Source organism: Rhizobium sp. RHZ01 (assembly GCF_014851595.1).
In the GTDB taxonomy this organism is placed as follows: Bacteria; Pseudomonadota; Alphaproteobacteria; order Rhizobiales; family Rhizobiaceae; genus Rhizobium; species Rhizobium altiplani.
The window spans coordinates 16,114-32,409 of sequence record NZ_JACUZZ010000026.1 but is presented as its reverse complement, the minus strand read 5'-3'; the positions used below and the strand labels follow the sequence as shown (position 1 = coordinate 32,409).

The 16,296-nt window shown below is 59.0% G+C and carries 13 protein-coding genes; 12 read left to right on the top strand and 1 reads right to left on the bottom strand.

All coding sequences use genetic code 11. The features are described 5' to 3' along the window. Positions 1-49 precede the first annotated feature (49 nt). From IB248_RS23520 to IB248_RS23500, 5 genes are all read left to right on the top strand, one after another. A complete protein-coding gene (locus IB248_RS23520) occupies positions 50-1,810 on the top strand; it encodes a type I secretion system permease/ATPase (protein WP_192241730.1) in 1,761 nt (586 codons plus the stop codon). After that, positions 1,807-4,095, top strand: coding sequence for a cadherin-like domain-containing protein (locus tag IB248_RS23515; protein ID WP_192241729.1), 2,289 nt, complete (start codon positions 1,807-1,809; stop codon positions 4,093-4,095). Before IB248_RS23520 ends, IB248_RS23515 begins: the two co-directional genes overlap by 4 nt. Before the next feature lie 34 nt (positions 4,096-4,129). After that, on the top strand, positions 4,130-5,467 hold the full coding sequence (locus IB248_RS23510) for an HlyD family type I secretion periplasmic adaptor subunit (RefSeq protein ID WP_192241728.1): 1,338 nt from the start codon (positions 4,130-4,132) through the stop codon (positions 5,465-5,467). Positions 5,468-5,825: 358 nt separating this feature from the next. Then, the gene (locus IB248_RS23505; RefSeq protein ID WP_192241727.1) at positions 5,826-6,068 is read left to right on the top strand and encodes a helix-turn-helix transcriptional regulator; all 243 of its coding nucleotides are present in this window, start codon (positions 5,826-5,828) and stop codon (positions 6,066-6,068) included. 85 nt (positions 6,069-6,153) lie between these two features. After that, positions 6,154-6,579 carry a heme-binding protein gene (locus IB248_RS23500; RefSeq protein WP_192241726.1) on the top strand — a complete coding sequence of 142 codons (426 nt, stop codon included), beginning with the start codon at positions 6,154-6,156 and terminating at the stop codon, positions 6,577-6,579. A gap of 1 nt (position 6,580) precedes the next feature. Here the strand turns inward: IB248_RS23500 and IB248_RS23495 are convergent, their stop codons facing one another. Next, the gene (locus IB248_RS23495; protein WP_192241766.1) at positions 6,581-7,264 is read right to left on the bottom strand and encodes a TetR family transcriptional regulator; all 684 of its coding nucleotides are present in this window, start codon (positions 7,262-7,264) and stop codon (positions 6,581-6,583) included. 191 nt (positions 7,265-7,455) lie between these two features. Here IB248_RS23495 and IB248_RS23490 point away from each other — a divergent pair, with 191 nt between their 5' ends. The 7 genes from IB248_RS23490 (at position 7,456) to IB248_RS23460 (ending at position 16,273) form a co-directional block, all read left to right on the top strand. Continuing rightward, a complete protein-coding gene (locus tag IB248_RS23490; protein ID WP_192241725.1) occupies positions 7,456-8,571 on the top strand; it encodes a sugar ABC transporter substrate-binding protein in 1,116 nt (371 codons plus the stop codon). 77 nt (positions 8,572-8,648) lie between these two features. Further along, positions 8,649-9,611, top strand: coding sequence for an ABC transporter permease (locus IB248_RS23485; protein WP_192241724.1), 963 nt, complete (start codon positions 8,649-8,651; stop codon positions 9,609-9,611). Between the two features lie 8 nt (positions 9,612-9,619). Next, entirely contained in the window at positions 9,620-11,125 is a 1,506-nt protein-coding gene (locus IB248_RS23480; protein WP_192241723.1) for a sugar ABC transporter ATP-binding protein, read from the top strand. Between the two features lie 7 nt (positions 11,126-11,132). Further along, positions 11,133-12,074, top strand: a complete 942-nt coding sequence (locus IB248_RS23475; protein WP_192241722.1) for an ABC transporter permease — start codon at positions 11,133-11,135, stop codon at positions 12,072-12,074. Between the two features lies 1 nt (position 12,075). After that, a complete protein-coding gene (locus tag IB248_RS23470) occupies positions 12,076-13,116 on the top strand; it encodes an alcohol dehydrogenase catalytic domain-containing protein (RefSeq protein WP_348648617.1) in 1,041 nt (346 codons plus the stop codon). Between the two features lie 65 nt (positions 13,117-13,181). After that, entirely contained in the window at positions 13,182-14,678 is a 1,497-nt protein-coding gene (locus IB248_RS23465; RefSeq protein WP_192241721.1) for an aldehyde dehydrogenase family protein, read from the top strand. Next, positions 14,678-16,273 carry a GMC family oxidoreductase N-terminal domain-containing protein gene (locus IB248_RS23460; protein ID WP_192241720.1) on the top strand — a complete coding sequence of 532 codons (1,596 nt, stop codon included), beginning with the start codon at positions 14,678-14,680 and terminating at the stop codon, positions 16,271-16,273. The genes IB248_RS23465 and IB248_RS23460 overlap by 1 nt, the downstream gene beginning before the upstream one ends. Positions 16,274-16,296 lie beyond the last annotated feature (23 nt).

Here is a 16,296-nt window from a genome sequence, read left to right as displayed (position 1 = left end):
AAATTGCTGCAGTCGATCAACTCGTCCAACAGTGAAACGGTACCCGAATATGCGCTCCAAAGCCCCTTTGACCGGAACCAGGCGGAAAAACGCGGAAAGCCTCACGCGAGGATTTCGAGGAATATTCGTTTTTCTCTTCATAACGTCCGGCGTCATCAATATTCTGGCTTTGACCGGCTCCTTCTACATGCTGCAGATATATGATCGCGCGCTTACAAGCGGCAGCATTCCGACATTGCTCGGCCTGTCGCTGCTGGCGGTCGGCCTTTATCTGTTCCAAGGTTTGTTCGACATCATTCGCTCGCAGGTGCTTGTTCGTGTCGGCGCGCGTCTCGATCGGAAAATTGCGCCGATGGCACATCAGGTCGCGATCGACATGCCGCGGTTCGGGTTTTCCACGGCAGAGGCACTGGAACGAGGCAGGGACGTCGATACCCTTCGCGGCTTTCTCGGCAGCCAGGGACCGGTAGCCCTGTTCGACCTGCCCTGGATGCCGCTCTATCTGATCTTCGTCTATATGCTCCATCCCTATCTCGGCGCGCTCACTTTCGCCGGCGCTTTCGTTCTGTCCATCCTGACAATCGTGACGGAGCTCATGACCCGCCGCCTGGCTGGCGCCACGCATCAGGCCGCAATTACCCGCAACGCCATCGCGGATTCGAATGCGCGCAACGCCGACATCCTGAAGGCGATGGGATTTGCAGGCAGGGCCGTCGATCGCTTCCGGCGGGCCAATCAGGAACATCTGGAGCTGCAGACGCGCACCAACGATATCAGCGGAACGTTCGGCGCTCTGTCCCGGGTGCTCCGCATGGTCCTGCAATCGGCCGTCCTTGGCCTCGGCGCCTGGCTTACGATAATGGGCGAGCTCTCTGCCGGCGCCATTGTCGCCGCTTCCGTGGCATCGGCCCGCGCGCTTGCGCCGGTCGATCTCGCGATCGGAAACTGGAAGGGCGTCGTTGCCGCGCGCACTGCGTTCCAACGGCTGAAGGAGACTGTCATTGCTCTCGCGGGCATGGATGCGCCGCTGCTTCTGCCCGCCCCCGTCGATTCCTTGAAGGTGGAGAAGATCACCATCGCAGCACCCGGGTCGGGCCGTGTTTTGCTCAGCGAAGTCAGCTTCGAGATCAGAGCCGGCCAGGCGCTCGGCATCATTGGGCCGAGCGGGGGAGGAAAAACGACCCTGGCACGAGCCATGACCGGGATATGGCCGACGCTGCGCGGCAGCATCCGGCTCGACGATGCCGAGCTCACGCAATGGACCGACAGCAACCTCGGCCAGTTTATCGGCTATCTTCCGCAGGACGTGGCACTCCTCGACGCAACCGTTGAAGAGAATATCTCGCGGCTTGAGCCACAGGCCGATCCTCGCGCGATCGTCGAGGCCGCACAAATCACGGGCATTCATGAAATGATTGTGCGCATGCCGGATGGGTATCGCACGGCCCTTGGCCCGCAAGGCGCGTCGTTGTCGGCTGGACAGCGTCAGCGCATTGGTTTGGCACGCGCCCTCTATCGCAATCCGTTCGTTGTGGTCATGGACGAGCCCAACTCGAACCTGGATGCCGAAGGGGAGATGGCGCTTACCCAGGCGATCAAGTCCGTTCGAGCGCGCGGTGGCATCGCCGTTGTGATTGCCCACCGGCCAAGTGCGCTGACGGCGGTCGATCTGGTCGCCGTAATCCAGAACGGCAAGATGATCGCGTTCGGACCGAAGAATGAAATCATGAAAGCGGCCGCTCCCGTTGAAAGCCGACCTGCGCCGGCCGCACACCCCCCGCACCGCATGGCATCGAGGATGTCGGAATGATTGACGTCAAGGGAACCAGGACCGTCACGCCAGGGACAACGGAGTCCTACGAGCACTATGTCTTGAAGAATGAGGACAAGCGTTCGAGCGCACCCGCTTTCTTCACCGTGCTTCTCACGGGGCTTGCGCTCTACCTGAAGAGCGCTTTCCCAAGTCTGGCAAGGGCGGAGCCGGCTGAGCCGGAGGATGCTGCCGGAGAGCCGACGCCAACCTCGCCGGAGGTTGTTCCGTCGAGTGCGCCTGATCCAGGCCCGGTTGCGGAAGGGTTTTTCCAGGAAGCGGATGGACCGAAGCGCTCCGGCGAGCGATCCTTCGCCTACCGTGAGCCGAACGACTTTATGCCAAGCGATCTGCCGGCGTTCGAGTTCCAGAACCTGAAGCTTCCGAGCTTTGAGCTTCTGAAAAGAATGGGCGGAATTACCGTCTCGTTCCCGGCTGCCAACGACAACGCCTGGACGGCGAAAGCTGGTGCGAATACTGCCGGCGGCTCCGATCATCCGGGAGGTTTCGCGCCAGAGCGCGAAAACGCCGCCGCCACTCCAGGCGGTGACGACCTCGTCGAAGAGGAGACTGCCGATGAGCGAAATCCGGACGGCAAGGCAGCGAACCGCGCCTGCCGGACCAGCGGTCCGATCTATCTCCTGGATGTCTACGGCTGCGCGATGACGGTGATCGGCTTGGCCGACCTGTTGCGCGGCGCCTGGGATCCGGACGGCGACGCTCTCAAGGTCCAAAATATCACCGTGTCATCGGGTGATATCACGCAGACGGCGGATGGTTGGTTGTTTGATCCCTCGATGCTCGGTCCGGTTACCATAAGCTACCAGATTACCGATGGCGAATTCTCCGTGGCTCAGACCGCGATGTTCAATGTGCTGGCGAGGCCGCCGGTCGTTGGCACCGCCGGCGACGACGTCATGCTCGGCACCGACTGTGCCGACGACATTGATGGACGTGATGGCGACGATAACATCGACAGCCGTAGCGGCAGCGACACGGTGCTCGGCGGCGCGGGAAGCGACCACATTGTCGCCGGCAGCGGTAACGACGTCGTCTTTGCCGGCGTCGGCAATGACATTGTCCTGGGTGGCGCGGGCGACGACGAGTTATGGGGCGGCGACGGCGATGACCGACTGTTCGGCGATGCCGGTCGCGACATCATTTTCGGTGAGGCCGGCAACGACACAATCATCGGCGGCGATGATGACGACATGCTTTTTGGGGGCGGGGGAGCAGACGTCGTAGCCGGGGAGGGGGGCAACGACCTCCTCGGTGGCGATGACGGGGACGACAGGCTCGACGGCGGCGATGGAAACGACATTGTCCTCGGAGAGGGCGGTTCCGACGTGATCGACGGTGGCGAGGGCGACGATTTTCTCGCCGGCGGTGCCGGAGAGGACGTCGTACGCGGCGGCGACGGCAACGACATGGTCGCCGGCGATGCGGACCTGGCCGCCGACACCTATGACGGCGGCCAGGGCGTTGACATGATCGACTATTCGGCATCGCTGATGTCGCTCGTCGTCGATCTTGCCGCGGCGAGCGCCAGCGGCAGCGAGATCGGCAATGACCGCATCACGAATTTCGAGGTGGTCAAGGGCGGTGAAGGCAACGATGCGATCACCGGCGGCAGCGATGCCGATACGCTGATCGGCAACGGCGGCGACGACTGCGTAAGCGACGGTCAAGGTGCCGATAATGTCAGCGCAGGCGCGGGCAATGACCTGGTGCTCGCAGCAGCCGACAGGTCCGACGATTGCTACCGGGGCGAGGCCGGCTTCGACACCCTCGACTATTCGGACGCGGCGCACGGCGTTCTCATCGACCTGACATCCGGCATCGCGACCGGCTTCGACGTCGGCCGCGACGTCATCGAAGGGTTCGAGCAATTCATTGGCGGGTCCGGTGACGACGCCGTGCTGGTGTCGACGGCAGCCGTCGTCCTTTCCGGCGGAGAGGGCGCCGACACGTTCAATTTCCAGATTCCGAAAGGCAGCTCCGGCGCCGAGGTCATCCACCAGATCCTCGACTTCATGGTCGGCGACCGGATCGAGATGTCAAAATATCAGATCTTCGAAGAAGTCTTGGACAGTCTCGAGGACCGTTTTGAGGACGCTTACGGTGAGGATGCGAAGGCTGATGTCCTGCCGATCCGGGTCCGGCATCAGGGCACGGGCGAGCTGGAGGAAACGCTGGTGGAAGTCGACATGGACCAGGACAACCACTTCGAGATGACCATCAACCTGAGCGGCCATCATCTGTTGATGATTGTGGAAAACGCCTGAGTGAGCCGTGCCCTGTGGCGGATTGGAGTGAGCGATGTTTGACAGGAGTGAACGGAAGATGCGGCACCCCGATCTGGATGTCGAAGACGACAATGCCTTTCCGGTGGGCGCGCGCGTTTTCGCTGGCGTCATGCTTGGCACGTTGCTTTTCGCCGGTGCGGGCGGATGGGCAGCCACCACGCGGCTCAGCGGCGCGGTGATCGCATCGGGCGTGGTCGCGGTCGATCAGAATTTGAAAGCGATACAGCACCGCGATGGCGGCATCGTCAGCGAGATCGCCGTCAAGGAGGGCGATTTCGTCCACAAGGGTCAGATCCTGCTTCGGCTCGACGACGCCCAGACCCGCGCCGAACTTTCGATCGTTCGCACGCAGCTCGTCGAACTGCTGGCCCGTCGGGCGCGGCTCATGGCCGAGCGCGATAATCTGGACAGGATCGAATTTACACCGGAACTCATCGTGAAGAGTGACGAATTCCCGAGCATCTTCTTCGGCGAAAAACGCCTATTCGAAGGCAATCATCTAAATCGAAAGAGCCAGAAGCAACAGCTGGAACTGGGCATATCGCAACTGGACGAGGAAATAAGGGGACTGACGTCGCAGAGCAATTCGAAAGCCGACGAGATCGCCCTTGTGCAGACCGAGCACGACAAGATCAAGGGATTGACCGACAAGCGGTTGATGGAAACCTCGCGCAAATACGTGATCGACCGGGAGATGGCAAAGCTTGTCGGAGAGCGCGCCGAGATTCAGGCGAATATCGCCCGCGCTCGGGCCCGAATGAGCGAAATCCAGCTCCAGATCCTCGCGATCGATGAGACCGCACGCACGGAGGCGCAGCGGGAACTCAGCGAGGTCGAACCGAAACTGTCAGAGCTCTTGGAGCGTCGCGTCGCCATCGAGGATCGGCTGGCGCGCACCGATATCAGGGCGCCGCTGTCGGGTACCGTCAACGAGCTCTCCATTCATACGATCGGTGGTGTCATCACGCCGGCTGAAAAGCTGGTGACGCTCGTCCCTGCCGACGCAGCTTTGAAGATACAGGCGAAACTGTCGCCGACCGATATTGATCAGATGTTTGTCGGCCAACCCGCCAAACTGCGCTTCTCAGCCTTCAACCAGCGCTCTACGCCCGAACTTCACGGCAAGGTCGACTACGTCTCTGCCGCGACCAGCAGCGACCCATCGACCGGGCAAACCTATTACCTGGCCGACATTGTCGTTTCGCCGGCTGAACTGGCAAAACTGGGAAACAACAAGCTCGTTCCGGGAATGCCTGTGGAGGCTTTCGTCTCGACGCAGGAGCGGACTGCGATGTCGTTTCTCTCGAAGCCACTGATGGACCAATTCAGCCGCGCATTCAGGGAAGAATAGGGGCGGCTGGGCGGGAAGGTTTTAGCCAACTGGAAAGCGCGCAGGCTTCAGCGCAGCTGCGGTTCAAACATTGTGGATCGCACGGCGGAAAGGGCGTCGCCGAGAGCTGAGAGCCTGTCAGGACTGCAACTGGATATCGGCTCTTCTGGTCGTGAATGGCAGGTCTTTGTTCGACGAGGACAAACAGATTGCAGGCTGCGACCTGGCACGGTTCGCTGCTTGCACTTCGCGACGCACGGGAGACCAGATACTTCGCGCTTTTGGAAGCGCGTGAACACCTTCGGAAACTCCCCTTATATGCCTTTTGCTCCGGCGCACAGTTCAGGCAATCGACCAGTATTCGCGAAGCTGGGTCGTTATGAAGACCGAACATTTGACGGAGCGGGAGATCGAATGTCTGAAATTTTCTGCCCAGGGCAAGGGCTCAGTGGAAATCGGCCTGATACCTAGCCTCTCGCCCCATACCGTCAACTCGTACATGCAAACTGCCGTGAAGAAGCTAGATGCAAGAACAGAACGCATGCCGTCGCGGAGGCATCGGAATTTGGTCTCATGTAGTCCGCAAGGCGGGCCGCTTCTGAAGGTGCCGACTGCCGATTGAAGCGATTGACCGAACGAAGTCGATCTCATAGAAAGTAACTATCTAGTTAGAGAGTTTGAAGGTTCACCTTGAGGAAGGAATCCGCATGATCGTTACGGTTTCGCACGTAAACACGGCGACTGCCCTGGAATTGGTGTCGTCGGCATTCGAGTTTGCTGCGACGAAAGAATGGAAGATTGCTGTCTGCGTTGTGGACGCCGCCGGAGCGACAGTAGCCTCGGCGCGTATGGACGGGGTTTCCTCCCAGACCCTCACGTTTGCCGAGGACAAGGCGTTCACAGCTGCGACGATGAGACGATCAACGGCGGCCTTTTTCGACAGGATGGATCAGAGCCCTTCACTGCGGCTCGGCATCGCAAACCGCGATCGGCTCCTAGTCTGGGGCGGCGGCGTTCCCGTCAAATTCGAGGGTAGTATCGTCGGCGGGATCGGAGTGTCCGGCGCACAGGACTTCGAGGATGTCGCCTGTGCGCAGGAGGCGCTTCGATGTGTGGGCCTCGCCTGGGAGTAGGCTACGCGCACACCATGCGCATGATCGTCTCGATATTGAAGTTGAGGCGATCATCTAGCGCATCCTTGTCCATAAGGTCGCGTTCGAAAATAATGGAGCCTGTGAAGCGGTTTGTGAGGTAGTAATATCCGATCGCCGCGATCGTGATGTTGAGCTGAACGGGGTCTATGCCATCCCGGAAAACGCCGGCCTCTACGCCCCTGGCGAGGATGCCGCCGACCAGGCTGACAAGCTTGCGATTGGTGACCTTGACCACCTCCGAGCCCTTGAGGTGCTTCGCCCTGTGAAGGTTGGCACTGTTGACCAGGGTGATGAATTCGGGGTGTTTCAGATAATACGCCCAGGTAAACCGCACAAAGGCCTCAAGCGCCTCCTTCGGCGGGAGACTTTCCAGGTTTAGTTTCTGTTCGGCCGTGCGTATGTCGACGTACGCCTGTTCAAGAACCATTTGGAAAAGGTGATCTTTACCTTCGAAGTAGTGATACATCATGCGCTTGTTGTTGAGCGATCGCTCAGCGATCACGTCCACCCGGGCGCCGGCCAGTCCGTTCTTTGCGAATTCCTTTTTCGCGGCCTCCAGTATTCTGGCCTTCGTTGCCTCAGCGTCGCGCGGTGGCTTGGCTGATTTAGTCCGTACTTTCGAATCCAAAGGTCGTCTCCAAGCAAATTCTAGCAAATCGTGCATTTCAATATACACGAACTGGTTGGTGCATGAAAGTGGACGTAGGTCAACAGTTTGCACTTGACGAACGATGCCATAACCAAGTAACTGGTTAGTGCGTTTCTACGATAAGGCACACGCTCCAGAACCGCCCCGAGCGGTACATGGATGCGTTCCTAGGCGCATGTTTTTTGGCTAAACGGGAGGAGAGAGTCATGTCGACCTTTATCAAGGACTTCATCGAGCGGGAGACGATTTCGCGTCGAAACTTCATGCTGGCGTCCGCAGTTGGAATGGGTGCGATGTTCGTGCCGGGTGTCGGCCAGCGCGGCGTTGCGCAGGCTGCCCTGAAAGACCCGGCGATCGCATGGAGCTACCGCGACCGCGCGTCCGCTTACTGGAATGCGATCGTGTCCGGCGGAGAAGCCTTCGCTGAGTCGATCGGCAAGCAGAAAGGCGACCTCGTCAGCCTCATCAACGAGGGTTCGTCCGAGAAGTCGCTCGCCGATATCAAGGCTTTCCTGGCCAAGAACAATGGAAATTGCGCCATTGCCTGCGACGCCAATGACAGCCCGAACGCTCGACCGGTCGTGGAAGCGGTGAAGGCGGCTGGAGGATATGTCTCGACCATCTGGAACAAGACGGACGACCTTCACCCCTGGGATTTTGGCGACAGTTACGTCAGCCACATGACTTGGTCGGACGTTGAGCCCGCCGCCCAGACGGCCCGTATCCTCTTTGAAGCCATGGGCGGCGAAGGCGGCGTCGTTCACTTGGGAGGTATCGCCGCGAATAACCCGGCAATTGAGCGCCTGGCAGGATTGAAGAAGGCCGCCGCCGAATTCCCGAAGATCGAAATCCTCGACGCCCAGCCGGCGGATTGGGATACGCAGAAGGGCGCTGCGCTGATGTCGTCGTTCCTGACGCGCTATGGAGACAAGATCAAGGGCGTACATTGCGCGAACGACAACATTGCCTATGGCGTCATCGAGGCGTTGCGCGCGGAGGGTATCGAGGACATGCCGATCGTCGCGTACGATGGCAATCCCGAAGCCGTCAAACTGGTCATGGATGGCAAGCTTCTCGCCACCGTCTTCACCAATCCATACTGGGGTGGCGGCGTTTCCGCAGCGCTTGCTTACTACGCTGCGACAGGCGCGTTCAAGCCTTCGGAAGAGCCCAAGGAACATCGCGAGTTCTACGGACCGACAATCCTGATTTCCAGCAAGGATGCAGCGGAATTCAAGGCGAAGTACATGGATGCGACCCCTGCCTATGACTGGAAGGACTACTGGTCGCCGACCAAGGGTCAGATCAAGTACAGCAACTAATTGGATTGGGCGGGCGCGACCTCGACGGATCGCGCCCGCCCGAGGCCATCGCATACAAGTAAGGGAGGAGCGGTCCGATGACGTCGGTGTCGCGTGAGAATCTTATCAAGTGGGCTCCATTTCTGGTGCTGCTTGCACTGGTGATACTGTTCACCGTCATCAACCCAACGTTCCTCTCAGTCCGGAACTTCTCCAGAATTGCCGTGGCGTCAGCGCCCGCTCTGATGGTTGCCGTCGGCGTGACGTTCATTATCGTCATGGGGTCAATCGACCTTTCGATGGAGGGCGCTGTCACTCTGGCCGCAGTCCTCTTTGCCTACATGTTCCTCGGCCTCGGTGAGACATTGAACTGGATCGGTTGGCTTGCGATTCCGGCTACGCTTCTAATCGGTGGGCTGGTCGGAATTCTGAATGGTCTGGTCCATGTGAAGCTTCGAATACCATCCTTTATGGCCAGCCTCGCGATGGGCTTCATTGGAACCGGAGCGGGCATTCTCCTGACAGGTGGGGATATAGTGAAGGTATCCGATCCGGCGTTCCGTAGTCTCCTGACATTCCGCTTTCTCGGTTTCCCGCTGATGGTCTATGTCGCCGTCCTCGGATTGCTGGTCGCATGGTTCATTCAGCGTTACACGATCCTTGGCAGGAACTTCTATGCGGTTGGGGGTGGCGAGGATCTCGCACACGCGTCCGGCGTCAATGTTGCGAAGGTCAGGGTGCTCGGATTTGGCCTCGCGGGCATCTTCTACGCACTCGCCGCGATCCTGGTCGTCGGTCGTATCGGGCAGGCTGAGTCGATTTCCGGCGCAAACTTCATGTTTGTTTCCATCACCTCGGTGGTGGTCGGCGGGGTTGCGCTTTGGGGTGGTATCGGCGGCGTTTGGAACGCTCTCGTCGGTGTGCTGATTGTCGGCGTGATCAACAACGGCATGGTCGTCATCGGCCTTCCGGACTTCATGCAACAGGGTGTCCTCGGTGCACTGGTCATCCTATCGGTGGTGCTTTCCACCGACCGTCTTTCGATTTCCTTTGTGAAGTGAGGCCGGCGATGTTTCAGCTCAAAGCAGTCGACAAAAAGTTCCCCGGCGTACACGCGCTGAAGACGGTGAATTTCGAAATTGGACGCGGCGAAATCGTTGGTTTGGTGGGCGAGAACGGCGCAGGCAAGTCGAGCCTCATGAAGGTGATCTACGGCGCTTATCAGCCCGATTCCGGGCAGATCACCATCAACGGAAAGTCTGTCCGGTTTGCCAATCCCCGCCAGGCCATGGAGCATGGAGTGGGGATGGTGTTTCAGGAGCAGTCGCTGATCACCAACCTGTCTGTGATGGAGAACATCTTTCTCGGTTACGAAGGCCAGTTCACTCGTGCGGGTGTCGTAAACTGGCGGGCGATGGCGGCCGCTGCGAAGTTTCAACTCGCGAAGGTGAAGCTGGATATCGACCCGGCGACCGTGACGTCGAAACTCTCGTTCGCACAACGGCAGTTGGTCGAACTGGCCAAGGTCCTGACGCTCGAAGAGCGCGTGAAGGGCGATCTCATTATTCTTCTCGATGAACCGACCTCCGTTCTCAGCCAGGACGAAGTGCAGCTCCTCTTCAAGCTTGTGCGTGAACTGACCACACGAGCATCGTTCATATTCGTCTCACACCGCATGGATGAGGTGATGGAACTTAGCAACCGTGTCTACGTCATGAAGGACGGTCAGGTGGTCGACGTCGTCGAAAGCGGAAAAGCGGATGTTGACGCGATCCAGCACAAGATGGTGGGTCGAAGCATTGACCGCGAATATTATCGAGAGACCCGACAGACGGCCTACGACGCTTCGAAGGTGCTTGTCGAACTCGATAACGTGTCCTTGCCCGGCAAGGTCCGGGATGTATCGCTCAAGGTACATGCGGGTGAGGTTGTCTGCCTCGTGGGTACGGAGGGATCCGGCCGCGAAGGCATCATGCGCGCGATCTACGGAATGGTGTCGCCGACCAAGGGACAACTCAAAATCAAAGGACGATCAATTTCCCGCTTCAATCCAATGAAGGCCGTCGCACGGGGCCTTGGCTACGTGCCGCGCGAGCGAAAGATCGAAGGAATCGTCGCCGGCATGAACGTCTACGAGAACATGACCCTTTCCCAACTCGGGCGGCGCTCGAACGCTGGCGTCATGCGTATCGGCGAGGAACGCGCCCTCGCGCGGGACTGGATACGCAAACTTTCGATCAAGGCGCACTCCGAATACGCGGACTGCGGCAATCTCTCGGGTGGCAACCAACAGAAGGTAGTCCTGGCCAAGTGGCGGTCCGGCGGATCGGACATCATGCTGCTAGACCATCCCACCCGTGGACTGGACATCGGCGCAAAGGAAGACGTCTACGAGATGGTGCGTGACATGTCCGCTTTGGGCGTCGGCATCGTCCTTGTCGCCGACACGCTCGAGGAAGCCATCGGTCTGGCTCACACCATAGTTGTCGTCAAAGACGGTAAGGTCACCAAGCGGTTCGAATATACGCCTGGATCGAAGCCGACCCTTTATGACCTTCTCCACTACATGATTTGAGGGAACCATGGACCTCTACAAACTCAAAACCCATCTTCCCTGGATTACGCTGCTTGCACTGACGGCGATCGTAGGGATTCCGAACCCGGATTTTCTCAAGCTTACAAATCTGCTTGAGCTGGCCAGCGATATCGTACCGCTGTTCATTATGGCATTGGGATTGACGTTCGCTATCTACATTGGGGGGATAGATCTCTCTGCCCAATCAATGGCGAACATGGTGACGGTCATCGCATCCGTTTACCTCGCCAGTATGGGCCCGTGGGTGGCCGTGCTCTGTATCGCCTGCGGATTTCTTCTTGGAATGGTGTCGGGATACGCAACCACCAGGCTCTTTGTTCCATCGTTCATTTCGACGCTCGCGGTGGGCGGCGTTGCCTTCTCCGTCGCTCAATGGCTCTCCGGCCAGCGCGCCCTCAACATGGACGCCGCCCAGCGGGACGAGGTATTCGGATGGATGATTGGGCATGTCGGTATCATCCCGAACGAACTCTTCATAGCGGCAGGACTGCTTTTGATTTGCCTCTTTATTGAACGTCGGACCCGTCTCGGACGTGTGTTCAAGGCGATCGGCGCAGGCGAGCCCGCGGCGGCAGCGTCCGGTGTCGATGTCGGTTTCTACAAGATTTTGGCGTTCGCAATCTCCGGTGCACTCGCAGCCATCGCCGGCCTTCTCTTCGCCGTGAAGCTCTCAGGTGGAGCGCCGACTATCGCCAATGGTTTCCTGCTTCCGGCAATTGTGGCTGTCCTCGTTGGAGGAACGCCGCTGACTGGTGGCGTGGGAGGTGTGCTGAACACTGCGATTGGCGCAATGATTGTCGCGGTCATCAGGGCATCCATGTTGTACTTCGGCATCGAAGCAACGCAGCAGCAGATGTTGTTCGGCCTTGTTCTCATCGTGGCAATTGCGCTGACGATTGACCGCTCCAAACTGAAGACGGTGAAATGAGATGAATGCGCAAAGAACCATGACGGCGGCGGTACTCGTCGAGCCCGGAAAGTTCGAGGTAAAGCAGGTCGCCATCCCCCGGATCGGACCGAATGACGTACTTGTCAAGGTTTCTCAGATCGGGATTTGCGGCACCGATATTCACATGTTCCACGGGAGATACGCCGCCGATGCGTTGCCCCTGATACCCGGGCACGAATTCTGCGGGACGATAGATGCTGTCGGAAGTGACGTCACGCACTTGAGCGTCGGCACAACCGTCGTGGCCGACATAAACATCGGCTGTGGTAACTGCTACTGGTGCCGGCGGAACGAGGTATTGAACTGCGCTGAAGTCTCCCAGATTGGAATCGGGCGAGACGGTGCGTTTGCTGAGTACGTAGCCGTTCCAGCGCGTCTCGTTATTCCCGCTCCCGCAGAGGTAGCTCCTGAAGTCCTGGCCCTCACCGAACCCGTCGGGTGCGTTGTGCGCGCCGCGAAGAAGGCCGGAATAGGTGTCGGCGATTCCGTTGTCGTCCTCGGAGCAGGGCCCATCGGCAATCTTCATGTTCAAATGATGCGGTTGGTCGGCGCTGCACCGATCATCGTTTTTGATCTGTCCACATCCCGTTGCGAGGCAGCATTGGCAGCCGGAGCCGATGTGATCGTAACGGATCCCGCCAAGCTCAAGGATGCGGTTCTCGCCGCGACGGACGGTGTGGGTGCGGATTTCGTTATCGAGAGCGTGGGGAATGCAAGACTCTACTCCACGGCCTTCGATCTCATCAGGAAGGGTGGACACGTGTCATTCTTCGGTATCACGGGCCCCCAGGATACCGTCGACCTACCGATCCTTGGAACGGTGCTCCACGAGAACGGCCTGAAGGGCTCGGTCGCCGCGATGGGCGAAGACATGTATCAGGCCTTGAAACTGCTGACCCATCAACGCTTCGACGTGAAGGCTTTCACTGGTGCGGTCTTCCCGCTTGCGGAAATCCAGGAAGCTTTCGAGAGCCTGCCAAAAAGATCGAACGATCTGAAAACCCAGTTGCGGGTGTCGTGAGACCCCATCGGTCACCGCCGCTTGAACGGCGTTGACTTGCTGAAACCGATTAAATGGAGGATCACATGGATCAGCTCTCACCAATGCTTCGCCTTCCCGAACAACCCAAGACTTTCGGCTTTTTTGTCGATGGTCAATGGAGGCAGGGTAGCGACCACTTCGAGCGAGTCTCCCCAGGTCATGGTGTGCCCGTCTCTCGAACCTCCCGTTGCACGGTCGAGGATCTGAACGCAGCCGTTGCCGCTGCAAGGGCAGCCTTCGAAAATGGCTCCTGGTCTGACCTTTCCGGGGCGGAACGAGCTGGCGTCCTCTTGCGTGTCGCAGAAATTCTGAAGCGCCGACGCGATGAGGTGGCTTATTGGGAAACGCTCGAGAACGGCAAGCCGATCTCGCAGGCACTCGGTGAAATCGATCACTGCATTGCGTGTTTCGAGACAGCGGCTGGAGCTGCGCGCGCATTGCACGGCGACAGCTTCAACAATCTCGGAAAGAACCTGTTCGGCATGGTCCTGCGCGAGCCGATCGGCGTCGTTGGATTGATAACGCCATGGAATTTTCCTTTCCTGATCCTGTGCGAACGCGTTCCGTTCATTCTCGCGTCCGGATGCACGCTCGTCGTGAAGCCTTCCGAGGTCACCAGCGTCACGACGTTGCTGCTCGCGGAGATTCTCGTCGAAGCCGGGCTGCCGCGCGGCGTCTACAACGTCGTCACCGGGTCCGGGCGCACCATCGGGCAGGCGATTACCGAACATCCTGATATCGACATGGTGTCGTTCACCGGATCGACTGCCGTAGGCCGTGCCTGCGTGCATGCCGCAGCCGACTCCAACTTCAAAAAGCTCGGATTGGAACTCGGCGGCAAGAACCCGATTATCGTGTTCGCCGACGCCGACCTTGAAGCGGCGGCGGACGCTGCCGCCTTTGGCATTTCTTTCAATACCGGACAGTGCTGCGTTTCATCGAGCCGACTGATCGTCGAAGCCAAGGTCGCCCAGCAGTTCGAGGAGCTCTTGGCGTCGAAGATGAAAAAAATCGTCGTTGGGGACCCGCTCGATCCGGCTACTCAGGTCGGTGCGATCACGACGGAGGCACAGAACAGAACGATCCTCGATTACATCGAAAAGGGCAAGTCGGCTGGAGCGCGAGTTCTTGTGGGCGGTTCGAAAATGGAGCATGACGGTGGCCAGTACATTCAGCCGACCCTATTCACTGGGGTTCGTCGCGACATGGAGATCGCAACCGACGAGATTTTCGGTCCCGTATTGTCGAGCTTTAGCTTCGAGACGGTCGACGAGGCGGTGCAACTGGCGAACGACACGGTGTACGGCCTGGCAGCGAGCCTATGGACATCCGACGTCAGCAAGGCGCTGTCAGTCACGCGTCGCGTTCGGGCAGGACGTTTCTGGGTGAACACTATCATGGCGGGTGGGCCGGAAATGCCGCTCGGGGGATTCAAGCAGTCCGGATGGGGTCGTGAAGCCGGCATCTACGGCGTTGAGGAATACACCCAGATAAAGTCGGTTCACGTCGACATCGGCAAACGCCAGCCCTGGATCGTGTGATGATCAATTCGTTTGACTATGTCATCGTCGGCGGCGGATCGGCAGGCTGCGTGCTCGCAGCTCGCCTGTCCGAGGACCCGGCGGCGCGGGTGTGCCTCATCGAAGCTGGCGACCGCGATAAGAACCCGCTGATACACATGCCCGTCGGCTTTGCAAAGATGACGACCGGGCCGCTGACCTGGGGCCTCGAAACTGTTCCACAGAAGTACGCCATGAACCGCGTAATACCCTATGCCCAAGCGAAGGTGCTGGGCGGCGGCTCCTCGATTAACGCCGAGGTATATACGCGGGGTCATCCAAGCGACTACGATCGGTGGGAGCAAGAAGGAGCCGAAGGATGGGGCTTCAAAGAGGTCCAGAAATACTTCCTTCGAGCCGAAGGCAACACCGTCTATTCCGGAGCTCTTCATGGTACCGAGGGGCCGCTGGGAGTCTCGAATATTCCTGACCCCAACCCACTCACCAAAGCCTTCGCGAAGAGCTGTCAGGAGTACGGCATCCCCTATAATCCGGATTTCAACGGAGAGCGTCAGGAAGGAGCGGGCATCTACCAGCTAACGACCCGCAACAATCGACGCTGCTCGGCCGCGGTAGGATACCTGAAGCCTGTTCTTGGACGGCCAAACCTTACACTTGTCACCGGTGCGCTGGTGCTTCGGGTGGTGTTCGAGGGCGCCAGGGCGGTCGGGATCGATTATGTCGTCGGCGGAAAAAAACTCCATGCTGGCGCCGCGACCGAGGTCGTCGTCACGGCGGGGGCGATCGGAACGCCGAAGTTGCTTATGCATTCTGGGGTAGGTCCGGCAGCGCATCTTCGATCGCTGGGCATTCCGATCATCCAGGATCTGGGTGGGGTTGGCCAGAACCTTACCGATCACTACGGTGTCGATATCGTGGCGGAGATCAGGAACCGCGAGAGCCTCGACAAGTATAACGAGCTCCGTTGGATGCTATGGGCAGGGCTTCAATACGCGCTGTTCAACTCCGGCCCCGTGACTTCCAATGTCGTCGAAGGCGGCGCGTTCTGGTACGGCGACAAGTCGGAGACGCGGCCGGACCTCCAGTTCCATTTCCTCGCCGGAGCGGGAGCAGAGGCAGGCGTTCCATCGGTTCCGAAGGGAACCTCGGGCGTGACCCTCAACAGTTACACTCTAAGACCGAAGTCGAGGGGAACAGTTACGCTGAGGTCATCTGATCCCCGCGATTTGCCGCTCGTGGATCCCAACTTCCTCTCAGATCCGGATGACCTCAGGATCTCGGTGGAAGGCGTGAAAATAAGTTGCGAAATCATGCGGCAGGCATCGCTTCAGAAATACGTGAAGACGATCCATTTTCCGGACCCGAACGTTCGAACGCAGGCAGATTTCGAAGACTATGCGCGCAAATTTGGAAGAACGTCCTATCATCCCACCTGCACATGCAGGATGGGCACGGACGAGATGTCGGTTGTGGATCCAAAGCTTCGCATTCACGGCCTGGAGGGAATCCGAATTTGCGACAGTTCGGTGATGCCATCCTTGGTTGGCTCGAATACGAACGCCCCGACGATCATGATCGCGGAACGCGCTTCCGATTTCATAAAGGGCAACCGCTAAGCACGAAAGACGCCTGCCGAGAG

Coding starts and splice junctions, on each gene's coding strand:
- IB248_RS23485 (WP_192241724.1), top strand. CDS start 8,649: ATGACGTCGGTGTCGCGTGAGAATCTTATCAAGTGGGCTCCATTTCTG.
- IB248_RS23470 (WP_348648617.1), top strand. CDS start 12,076: ATGAATGCGCAAAGAACCATGACGGCGGCGGTACTCGTCGAGCCCGGA.
- IB248_RS23460 (WP_192241720.1), top strand. CDS start 14,678: ATGATCAATTCGTTTGACTATGTCATCGTCGGCGGCGGATCGGCAGGC.
- IB248_RS23495 (WP_192241766.1), bottom strand. CDS start 7,264: ATGCACGATTTGCTAGAATTTGCTTGGAGACGACCTTTGGATTCGAAA.
- IB248_RS23515 (WP_192241729.1), top strand. CDS start 1,807: ATGATTGACGTCAAGGGAACCAGGACCGTCACGCCAGGGACAACGGAG.
- IB248_RS23500 (WP_192241726.1), top strand. CDS start 6,154: ATGATCGTTACGGTTTCGCACGTAAACACGGCGACTGCCCTGGAATTG.
- IB248_RS23505 (WP_192241727.1), top strand. CDS start 5,826: ATGAAGACCGAACATTTGACGGAGCGGGAGATCGAATGTCTGAAATTT.
- IB248_RS23465 (WP_192241721.1), top strand. CDS start 13,182: ATGGATCAGCTCTCACCAATGCTTCGCCTTCCCGAACAACCCAAGACT.
- IB248_RS23490 (WP_192241725.1), top strand. CDS start 7,456: ATGTCGACCTTTATCAAGGACTTCATCGAGCGGGAGACGATTTCGCGT.
- IB248_RS23475 (WP_192241722.1), top strand. CDS start 11,133: ATGGACCTCTACAAACTCAAAACCCATCTTCCCTGGATTACGCTGCTT.
- IB248_RS23480 (WP_192241723.1), top strand. CDS start 9,620: ATGTTTCAGCTCAAAGCAGTCGACAAAAAGTTCCCCGGCGTACACGCG.
- IB248_RS23520 (WP_192241730.1), top strand. CDS start 50: ATGCGCTCCAAAGCCCCTTTGACCGGAACCAGGCGGAAAAACGCGGAA.
- IB248_RS23510 (WP_192241728.1), top strand. CDS start 4,130: ATGTTTGACAGGAGTGAACGGAAGATGCGGCACCCCGATCTGGATGTC.